This is a genomic window from Hornefia porci, assembly GCF_001940235.1.
Lineage (GTDB): Bacteria > Bacillota > Clostridia > Peptostreptococcales > Anaerovoracaceae > Aminicella > Aminicella porci.
This window is the reverse complement of record NZ_MJIE01000001.1, coordinates 88,216-98,505: the sequence shown is the minus strand read 5'-3', so window position 1 is coordinate 98,505 and position 10,290 is coordinate 88,216. Positions and strand designations below refer to the sequence as shown.

General features: G+C 56.2%; 9 protein-coding genes. All 9 read right to left on the bottom strand.

Translation table 11 applies throughout. The features are described from left to right. Positions 1 to 11 precede the first annotated feature (11 nt). Positions 12 to 812, bottom strand: a complete 801-nt coding sequence (locus tag BHK98_RS00405) for a phosphatidate cytidylyltransferase (RefSeq protein WP_075711719.1) — start codon at positions 810 to 812, stop codon at positions 12 to 14. A 1-nt stretch (position 813) separates the two neighbouring features. Then, a complete protein-coding gene (locus BHK98_RS00400) occupies positions 814 to 1,536 on the bottom strand; it encodes an isoprenyl transferase (protein WP_075711718.1) in 723 nt (240 codons plus the stop codon). A 99-nt stretch (positions 1,537 to 1,635) separates the two neighbouring features. Next, a complete protein-coding gene (gene frr / locus BHK98_RS00395; protein WP_075711717.1) occupies positions 1,636 to 2,190 on the bottom strand; it encodes a ribosome recycling factor in 555 nt (184 codons plus the stop codon). Between the two features lie 16 nt (positions 2,191 to 2,206). After that, entirely contained in the window at positions 2,207 to 2,911 is a 705-nt protein-coding gene (gene pyrH / locus BHK98_RS00390; RefSeq protein WP_075711716.1) for a UMP kinase, read from the bottom strand. Positions 2,912 to 3,045: 134 nt separating this feature from the next. Next, positions 3,046 to 3,957, bottom strand: a complete 912-nt coding sequence (locus BHK98_RS00385; protein WP_075711715.1) for an NAD(P)/FAD-dependent oxidoreductase — start codon at positions 3,955 to 3,957, stop codon at positions 3,046 to 3,048. Continuing rightward, on the bottom strand, positions 3,954 to 4,784 hold the full coding sequence (gene nudC / locus BHK98_RS00380; protein WP_075711714.1) for an NAD(+) diphosphatase: 831 nt from the start codon (positions 4,782 to 4,784) through the stop codon (positions 3,954 to 3,956). Before nudC ends, BHK98_RS00385 begins: the two co-directional genes overlap by 4 nt. A gap of 6 nt (positions 4,785 to 4,790) precedes the next feature. After that, positions 4,791 to 6,218, bottom strand: coding sequence for an aminopeptidase (locus tag BHK98_RS00375; protein WP_075711713.1), 1,428 nt, complete (start codon positions 6,216 to 6,218; stop codon positions 4,791 to 4,793). A 17-nt stretch (positions 6,219 to 6,235) separates the two neighbouring features. Beyond that, positions 6,236 to 8,860: a translation factor GTPase family protein gene (locus BHK98_RS00370; protein WP_075711712.1), complete on the bottom strand. Its 2,625-nt coding sequence runs from the start codon at positions 8,858 to 8,860 to the stop codon at positions 6,236 to 6,238. 12 nt (positions 8,861 to 8,872) lie between these two features. Beyond that, entirely contained in the window at positions 8,873 to 9,934 is a 1,062-nt protein-coding gene (gene mnmA / locus BHK98_RS00365) for a tRNA 2-thiouridine(34) synthase MnmA (RefSeq protein ID WP_075711711.1), read from the bottom strand. Positions 9,935 to 10,290: the final 356 nt, after the last annotated feature.

Genomic DNA, 10,290 nt, shown 5'->3' with positions numbered 1-10,290 from the left:
CCTGTTTCATCTTATCCCAGCTGAAAATGAACCATTACAATGGCAATATAGTAATATACGAATGGCGCCGTAAAGAAGACGCTGTCAAACCGGTCCATGATGCCGCCATGTCCCGGAATCAGTTTTCCGTAGTCTTTAATGCCCATCTTTCTCTTATACGCAGAGGCCGTCAGATCTCCGCACATGGAAACCGGCGAGCCCGCAAGGCCGATAATCAGGCAGTGAATCAGATACTCCGGGCACAGGAAATATCCGAACAGTCCGCAGACCAGGACGCTTCCAAGGACTCCGCCGACCGCGCCCTCCCAGGTTTTTTTTGGACTCAAATGCGGCGTCATCTTGTGTTTTCCCAGGAACACGCCTGTAAAATATGCGAAGATGTCAGAACCGAAGGCGCAGAGCAGACAGAGCCATACCATGACCTGATAAGGGCCGCTCTGATCGATCAGAACAAAATGATAAGAGAAGAATTCGATATAGATAATTCCTATAATCGTTGCCATCGCGTCCGTCGGCGTCCTCTTCTCTACATTGAACATGTACAGAGAGCCCGCCATGATCACCGCGGCCAGCCATCCCATAATCAGCACCGGCTGCCCCGGCCATAGTCCGTTAATCAGATACAGAGCGAACAGCGCAACGCCGGCGATAGGCATGGACGGATGGATGTCCATATTCCGAAATCCGTTGTAAAACTCCCTCACGCCGACAAAACCGATAAAGATGCACAGCGCGGCCAGCCAGTAACTCCCCAGATACACCAGGATCACCAGCGGGACCATACAAAATCCGGATATGATTCTCGTCTTCATATTATTTTCGTCCTCCAAATCTTCTGTCACGGCTCTGGTACCGTTCAATCAGCGTTTCAAACTCCTCCGGCGTGAAATCCGGCCACAGCGTGTCCGTGAAGATGAACTCGCTGTAGGCGCTCTGCCACAAAAGGAAGTTGGACAGCCGCTCCTCTCCGCTGGTGCGGATGATCAGATCCGGATCCGGAACATTTCCGCATTCCTCTCCGGTATACAGACGTCGGCTGATCATTTCCTCTGTAACCTCGCCCTGAATCCGACCTTCCCGCACATCCCGCACGATGTTGTTCACCGCCCTGGTGATCTCGCTCCGGCTGCCGTAGTTCAGCGCGATATTGAACTGCATTCCCGTATTGTCCTTTGTGGTTTCCAGCGTGTTCTCCAGGCTTTTTTTCGCCGCCGCGGGAATCACGCTGTAATCCCCCAGAGCTCTGACCCTGACGTTTTTTTCATCCAGTTCCGCAAGATCCAGTCGAACAAACTTCACCAGCAGTTTGAATATTCCAGAGACCTCCTCCTCTGACCGTTTCCAGTTTTCCGTGGAAAAGGCGTAAACAGTCAGGTAACGGATTCCCAGATCCGAAGCCCGGCGCACGATCTCCTTCATGGCGTTCATACCGGCGTTGTGCCCGCTCAGCCTGCTCACATTATTTTTTTTCGCCCATCTGCCGTTGCCATCCATGATGACTGCGACGTGGGCCGGCATTCTGTCTAAATCCAGCATTATTCTCCAATATCCGCAAAGCACCGCCGCGGGACGGCGCCTCCAACATAAAACCAATGTGGCTGCAACCGCAGCCACACCGGACCAGTTTTCTGTTACTTAAACCTCGAGGATCTCCCGATCTTTGGCCGTGACCATCTCGTCGATATCGCTGACCGCCTGATCGATCTGCTTCTGAATCGCGTCCAGCTCCTCTTTCAGGTCGTCCTCGGTGATTTCGCCGGCCTTCTGCTGCTTCTTGAGCGCATCGTTGGCCTCTCTTCTCAGGTTGCGGATGGCAACCTTGGCGTCCTCTCCCATCTTGCGGGTGGTCTTGGTCAGTTCCTTTCTTCTCTCTTCTGTCAGCTGCGGAACCTCCAGACGGATGTTCTTTCCGTCGTTGTTCGGCGTGATGCCGATATTCGCCGCATTAATCGCTCTTTCCACATCACCCAGAGACTTGGGATCGAAGGGGGTGATCATCAGGATCCGCGGTTCGGGAACTGAAATATTGCTGAGATTTCTCAGCGGCGTCGGCGTTCCGTAATATTCCACCATTACCTTGTCCAGCAGCGCGGGATTGGCTCTGCCCGCCCGGACCGTGTTCAGCTCCTCCTTCAGAACGGACTTGGTTTTCTCAATTCTCTCGCCCATATTCTTCCGTGAATGACTCATTGTCGTACCTCCAACTCTATTTGATCAAAGTGCCTATATTCTCGCCGCATACTGCGCGAACCATACTGTTTTCCTCCGCAAGGCCGAAAACCTGTATCCTCATATTATTTTCCATACAAATCGTAGCCGCCGTCAGATCCATGACCTTCAGATCCCTGTCGATGACCTCCTTCATGGTAAGCTCCGTATACTTCACCGCATCAGGGTTCGTCTTCGGATCGTCCGAATATACCGCGTCGATGTTCTTCGCCAGAAGAATCATGTCCGCGCCGATGTTCACAGCACGCAGCGCCGCTGCGGTATCCGTGGAGAAATGAGATTCTCCGATTCCTCCTCCGAAGATCACGACCTCGCCTCTTCCCAGCTCCTTCAGCGCTCTGCGCCAGATATACGGTTCCGCGATCTTGCGCATCTCGATGGAGGTCTGCACTCTCGCCGGCACGTTCTGCGCCAGAAGAGCATCCTGCAGCGCCAGGGAGTTCATCACCGTCGCCAGCATTCCGATATAATCCGCTGTTTCCCGGTTCATATCCTTACTGCTGCGACCCCGCCAGAAATTTCCTCCGCCGACAACGATGGCCACCTCTACGCCCAGATCGATCAGCTGTTTGATCTCCCGGGCCACCTTGTTGGTCATATCCTCGTTGATGCCGGTCCTCGTCTCTCCGGCCAGCGCCTCTCCGCTGATTTTCAGCAGCACCCTCTTGTATTTCGGTTCCATGTACCCTTCCTCCGGTTCTCTCTGTCACCGGAATTCCGGCGATATGAAAAATGATAATCGGTAAAGTCATTATATCATATTCAGTACAAAAATTCACAGCTTAACTGCAAAAAGCATCGGAAAGTTACCAAAAGCTACAGCGCGTTCAGATAGGCCACCGCCGCCACGCCCGCTACAGAGCCGTCGGCAGCCGCCGTTGTCAGCTGGCGGAGGCTCTTGGTTCTGCAGTCTCCGGCGGCAAACAGCCCCGCCGTCCGCGTCAGACAGTCCTCACCCGCGACGATATATCCGGCGCGATCCAGCTCTGCCACATTGGAAAACGCCTGATTGTCCGGCTCCTGTCCAATGGCGACAAACACGCCGGAAACCTCCAGGCCGCGTTCTTCTCCGGTTCTCACATTCTTTACGGTCAGGCTCTCCACCGCGAATCCGCCGTTTACAGACACCGGCACGCTCTCCAGAACAAACTCCACATTTTCGTGTGCCGCAAGGCGCTGCACCGTCGCAGCCGCGCCTCGGAAGGAATCCCGGCGGTGCACCAGATAAACCCTGCGGGCGATGCCGGACAGAATTTCTGCATCGTCCAGCGCCGTATTGCCGCCGCCGACAACCGCCACATCTCTTCCACGGAAGAAATTCCCGTCGCAGGTAGCACAGTAGGAAACGCCCGATCCGGTCAGCTTCGTCTCTCCGTCGATTCCCAGTGTCCGGTTCTTCGCCCCGGTCGCAAGAATCACAGCCGGAGCCTCATATTTCCCCGCACCGGTAGTCACAGAAAAGCCCGACCCTGTCTTTGTAACAGAGGTCACACGCTCGACGCGGAGCTCCGCTCCCATCGCCGTCATCTGATCATACAGCGATTTTCCGAAGTCCATTCCGCTGATCCGCGGAATTCCGGGGTAGTTTTCCACCTCTCCGGCGTTAGTGATCTGACCGCCGTAGCCTTTTCCCTCCAGAACCAGCGCCTGCCTTCCGGCCCGCTGCACATAGACGGCCGCCGTCATTCCGGCGGTTCCCGCTCCTATAATAATCACATCGTACTTCATTCTGTTTCTCCCTCCTTGAAGGCCTGTATCATCGCGCGGGTCAGACTGATTCCGTCGTCTTCCACCGGAATGTCTTCGCGTTCAAACCATTCTCCGGTCTCCAGCTCATCATGATCCAGACGGATCTGGTCGCTCCCGTCCAGGTCGCAGAAATATCCCAGGAGCAGATCACTGTCCACACCCCAGGGCTGACTTTTGTAATAACGGATGTTCCGGACCTTCAGGCCGACCTCTTCCATGACCTCCCGCTGCACGGTCTCCTCCGGAGTCTCTCCGATTTCGTTGAACCCGGCCACGAGGGCGTATCTTTTGTAGGCCCTTCCAGCGTATCGGGTCAGCAGAAGACGGTTTCCGTCCCGGACGCCCACGATGACTGCCGGCGCAATCTTGGGATAGATCTCATTTCCGCAGTGTGGACATTTCAGCATCCGTATGTCGGGAGAATGCTCCGTCCTTTTTCCGCATCGCCCGCAGTAGCGGTTGTCCCGATACCATACGTACAGCTGAAAGCCCGTAGCGACAGCATAGCAGATGTCCTTGTTCTTCTCCTGCCGGAGCTTTCTGACACTTTCCACAGAATTCCGATACGCCCGGGGCATCTTCTCCAGATACAGAAAATATCCGATTCCGCTGATGTCAAACAGATAGCGGAAATCCTCATCTGCCGCGTTCCCCAGATCTCCGCGGGAGGGAAGCCTCAGCTCCCCGTTCCCGCCGCGGAACACCGCCACACTTTCTCCCTGATAGATCAGAACCCGGTCGTTAGGTCCCGGAAGCCTTTTCCGGTACTGATTGTGAAACGCCAGCGGCGCGATATCCTGAATCATCGTCCGTCACCCCTGCACCCGTTTCGCGTTCCTGAGGAAGGCCATGTATCCGCGCAGAGTTTCGTATACATCCGCCTTGCTGGTCGCTTCCCAGGGCGCGTGCATATTCAGCACCGCGACGCCGCTGTCGATGACATTCATTCCGTACAGCGCCAGAATATACGCGATGGTTCCTCCTCCGCCCAGATCCACGCGGCCGAGCTCCGCCGTCTGGAAATTCACCTTCTCCCGGTAGAAGATATCTCTCAGATGCGCGATGTACTCCGCATTCGCGTCGTTGGAGCCCGACTTCCCGCGGGCGCCGGTGAACTTGTTGAACACCATGCCGCCGCCCAGATACGCCACATTCTTCTTATCAAAGCTGGAGGCGTAGGTCGGATCGAAGGCGCTGCTGACGTCGGAGGACAGCATGGTGCTGGCCGCCAGGCATCTCTTCAGCGTCAGTTCACTGTAGCCGCCCAGAAGTTCAAGCAGCTCTGCCACAGTGTTCTCAAAGAACTTCGACTGCATGCCGGTGGCGCCGACACTGCCGATTTCTTCTTTGTCCACGAGGATGCAGCAGGCTGTGCGCGTCACCTCCGGAACCCGCAGCATCGCCTGATAGGAGGTGTAGGCACAGACCCGGTCATCCTGTCCATAGGAAAGGATCATGCTGCGGTCCAGGCCGGCTTCCCGCGCCCTTCCAGCCGGAACAACCTCCAGCTCTGCGGAGACAAAATCCTCCTCGTCGATGCGGTACTCATCCTTCAGAATCTTCAGGATCCCCTGCCTGACCGGATCCTTCTTCCTCTTCTTACTGTCCTCGTCGTCTTTTTTCTCCTCCAGCTTCAGAGGGCGGTTCCCCACGATGATGTCCAGAGCCTCGCCCTCAATCACCTTCGTCGCCTTTTTCTCCATCTGTTCCTGCGCCAGATGAACAAGCAGATCAGAAACAAAGAACACCGGGTCGCTGTCCTTCTCTCCCACCGCGATTTCAACGGCGCTGCCGTCCCTGCGGACCACGATTCCGTGAAGTGCCAGCGGAAGCGCCACCCACTGATATTTCTTGATTCCTCCGTAATAATGCGTGTCAAGATACGCGAAACCGCCGTCCTCATATAAAGGATTCTGCTTGACGTCCATCCTCGGGGAATCGATATGTGCGCCAAGAATGTTCATTCCTTCTTCGACAGGCTCCTTCCCGATATGAAACATCACCACCGCTTTATTCATATTGATGCGGTAGACTTTGTCTCCGGCCTTCAGTTTTTCACCGCGGCGGATCAGCTCGTCCATCGGATGGTAGCCCGCCTCTTCAAGATCCTTCTCAATCCGCCTGACGCATTCCCGCTCCGTCTTGCAGCGGCTCAGAAAGTCCATATAGCCCTCGCAGAAGCGATCGCACTCTTCAATCTGTGCGTCTGAATACAGCTCCCATGAATTGTCCTTTTGCATTTTCATCCTCCAGTCTCTCAGTTAACAGTGTTCATGACCTCCCGGATCGCCTGATCGATGAGCCTGATTTCCTCAACAAACTCCCTCGATGAGACCCGTGTCGCGCCATGTCCCAATATGATCATCTGCTCCAGGCCGTCCGAAGTGACGACCCGCACGTCGTTTTCCTTTGCAATTTCGTGCGTCACCCTCTCGATGTACATGTCCGCGGTTTCCGCTTCCTTTGTATATATCACGTCGATGTTCCGCACCCGTTCCCGGGAGCCGGTTCCTCCCCTGACCCGGTAGGCGTCGAAGACCACGATCACCTGCGCCTGCGTGAAGCCCTGATAATTGCAGAGAATCTCGATCAGGCGGTCGCGCGCCCCGCCGAAATCTGTCTTCGCCAGCTCCGCGAGCTCCGGCCAGGCGTGAATCAGATTGTAACCGTCCACCAGGACGAACCGGCTTCTCGGCCGGGACGCCTTTACTTTTCTTACCTCTTTCTGCACCGGTTCAAACCCGGTCCGCTCCGGTCTTTTCCGGCGGGCCGCTCCCGGCGCGGTCAGGGGATTCTGTTTCACCGGACCGTATGTCCGTTCAAAAATCGCCATCAGCTCCCGGTCATCAGCCGCCCTCCGGCTGTACTCCCGCGCCATGGCCCTCAGCTGCTCCGCCTCCGTACCCTGCGCACCCTGTCCTGCCGCTCTCTGTTCCAGAACAGGCGGAAGGTGCATATGCGCCGGCGCGTCCTTCCAGTTCACGATTTCGCTGCCTCCATGGAGGCAGAACACGGAATCCGCTGTATTTTCCACATCGCGCTCCGGACAGTACTCCGCGGCTTCGATGACTTCTCTTTCATTATGACAGCGCTCGTACCCGGACAAAACACAGTTCAGCCGTCCTCTGCCTCCGGTGTACCCCTGAAGCTCCCGGGAATATTCCTTCATTTCAGAGACGGGCGCCTTCCCCCGGAGCACCGTCATTTCCCCGGCGCGCTCCGGCTCCTGAAAGCTTCCGTGCATCCTCTTCACATCCGCCATGGCTCTCCCTGTATTTTCCGCGGGAACCTCCAGCCTGTACTCAAACCAGGGTTCCAGCAGACAGCAGTCCGCCTGCATCAGACCCTGACGTACCGCCCGGTATGTAGCCTCCCGAAAATCTCCGCCCTCGGTGTGCTTCCGGTGACTCTTTCCTGCCGCAAGGGTAATCTTCAGATCCGTCACAGGCGCGCCGATCAGGACCCCGCGATGCTGACGCTCCCTCAGATGAGTCAGAATCAGCCGCTGCCAGTTCCGATCCAGCTCGTCCTCCGGACAGTCCGTGAGGAACGTCATGCCGCTCCCCCGCTCTCCGGGCTCCAGCAGCAGATGAACTTCCGCGTAATGGTGCAGGGGTTCAAAATGTCCGACTCCCTCCACCGTCTCCGCCTCCGGCGTCATGGTTTCCTTATAGACGATTTTCCCGGAGTCGAACTCGACACGGTAGCCGAACCGTTCCTCCGCAAGATACGTCAGAACCTCCAGCTGCACCTGCCCCATCATCCGTATCGCAACCGCTCCCGCAGCCTCGTCCCAGCTGACGTCCAGCTTCGGGTCCTCCTCCGCAAGCTGCCGGAAATCCTGCAGTCCGCGGTGCGCGTCAACGCCGTCCGGGAACCTCACATGACAGAACAGAAACGGCTCCAGAATTTCCTCTGCGGCGTCCTCCTCCGCGCCCAGGCCCATGCCCGCTTTCGTCCGGGTCAGGCCGGTCAGTCCGCAGATCATCCCTGCCTCCGCCTGCTCCACCGTCCTGTATTTCATGCCGGAATAAAGCCGGATCTGATGGATTTTTCCGCCGTCCACCGTGTCCCTGACCGCCAGCCGTCCGCCTGTGATCCGCACAAAGGTAACCCGCTCTCCGTTTTCGTCTCTGGCGACCTTGAAGACCCTCGCGCCGAACTTTTTTCCCGCAGGGCGCGCCGGGGCGAATCTGACCAGACCGTCCAGCAGCGCATCGATCCCCTCGCATTTCAAGGCTGAACCGAAATAGCAGGGATAAATCTCTCTTCCGGAAACAGCCGACGCAACCGCTTCATCCGACAGCGTCCCCTCGGTGAGCATCTCTTCTGTCAGCGCTTCGCTGTTCAGTGTCAGCGCATCCTCCAGCGCCTCCCGGCTCTGCATCTGAAAGTCCACGCAGCCGCCGCCCAGCCGGGTCCGCAGTTCCCCGAGGATCTCCTCTTTCGGGTGTATTGCGAGATCCATTTTGTTCACAAAGATAAATACCGGGATCCTATATCTCCGCAGCAGCTTCCACAGCGTCTCGGTGTGCGGCTGCACTCCCTCATTGGCGCTTATCACCAGAATCCCGCAGTCCATTGCAGACAGAGCCCGCTCCGTTTCCGCCGCGAAATCCACATGACCCGGCGTGTCCAGCAACGTGATGTCCGTCCCGTTCCGGGAAAGCCGCGCCTGCTTGGAAAAAATCGTAATCCCTCTGCTTCGCTCCAGCGGTTCACTGTCCAGAAAGGAATCCCCGTGATCCACTCTTCCCGGCTGCCGGAGCTCCCCCGCCATGTAAAGAAGCGCCTCCGACAGGGTAGTCTTGCCGGTGTCCACATGAGCCAGCAGTCCTGCGCATATCCGTTTCCCCGGCTCCGCATTCTTCGGTCCGTCCACAGAAACCACCTCCTAGATTATGGTTCCGCCGCCGACAACCACGTCGCCGTCATAGAGCACCACCGCCTGTCCGGGAGTAATCGCCCGCTGCGGCTCGTCAAACACGAGATGAATCCGGGTCCTTCCCGCCGGCGTCACGACTGCCGGCTGTTCCTTCTGATTATATCGGATCCGCGCTTTTACATGAAGCTCCGCCGGCGGCTCTTCATACGCGATCCAGTTGAAGTCCTCCGCCTCCAGCTCCCGCCGGAACAGATCTTCGTTTTTCCCGAGAATCACTTTGTTTTCTCTCACGTTCTTCTCCAGCACATACATCGGCGCCGGCAGAGCCAGCCCCAGTCCCTTTCTCTGGCCGATGGTATAACTGATGATTCCTTTGTGCCTGCCCAGAACATTTCCCTGTGCATCCACAAAATCTCCGGGAGGATACTCCTTCCCCGTAAAGCGCCGGATCGCCGCGCTGTAGTCGCCGTCCGGAACAAAACATATATCCTGACTGTCATGCTTCTTCGCGTTGATGAAGCCCTGTCTCTCCGCGATTTCACGGGTCTGCGTCTTATGAAGCCCGCCCAGCGGAAACTGCGTATGAGCAAGCTGCTCCTGCGTCATGGTGTACAAAACATAACTCTGATCCTTGCTTTCATCCGCGGCCTTTTTCAGAATCCAGCGAGAGCCCCGCCGCTCAATCTGTGCGTAATGCCCCGTCACGATCACGTCACAGTCCAGGAGCTTCGCCCGTTCATACAGCCGGTCGAATTTCAGAAAGCGATTGCAGTCGATACACGGATTGGGCGTCCCGCCCTCTTCATAACAGTGAATGAACCGGTCGATGACCTGTTTTCGGAAATCTGCGCGGAAGTTAAACACATAATGACGAATTCCTACATTATTACAGACATAACGGGCGTCCTCGGCGTCGTCCAGCGAACAGCAGGTCCGATCACAGGAAATCCCCGCCTCTTCGTTATCAAAAAGGCGCATCGTAGCGCCAATGCATTCATATCCTTTGTTTTTCATCAGCCAGGCGGCGACACTGGAATCCACTCCGCCGCTCATCGCGATCAATGCTTTCATACCATACTCCACTCCTGCTCGTAATATTCCGGTCCGGAAGACACGCCGCGGAATATGCGGCCGTCTCTGTCGAACATGCCATAAATTATACCCTTGCCTGCGCCGGGCTGTCAACCTCGGCCGGGAATTGACGGAGCTGATTTTATTTCGAAACCGCGGTCTTTACCCGACCTTCAGAGACCTCAAAAAATATCTCTTTTTTTTCATTTTCCTGTTGACAAAGCAATATACGCAGAGTATAATCACAATAACATATCGGAAAGGTGGGTAATAAAAATGAATCAAATGCCGTTCCGCAACATGGAAGCGTATTTCCGATGTCGCAGCGTTTAACTGAATGGAACTGAATCCTTCCT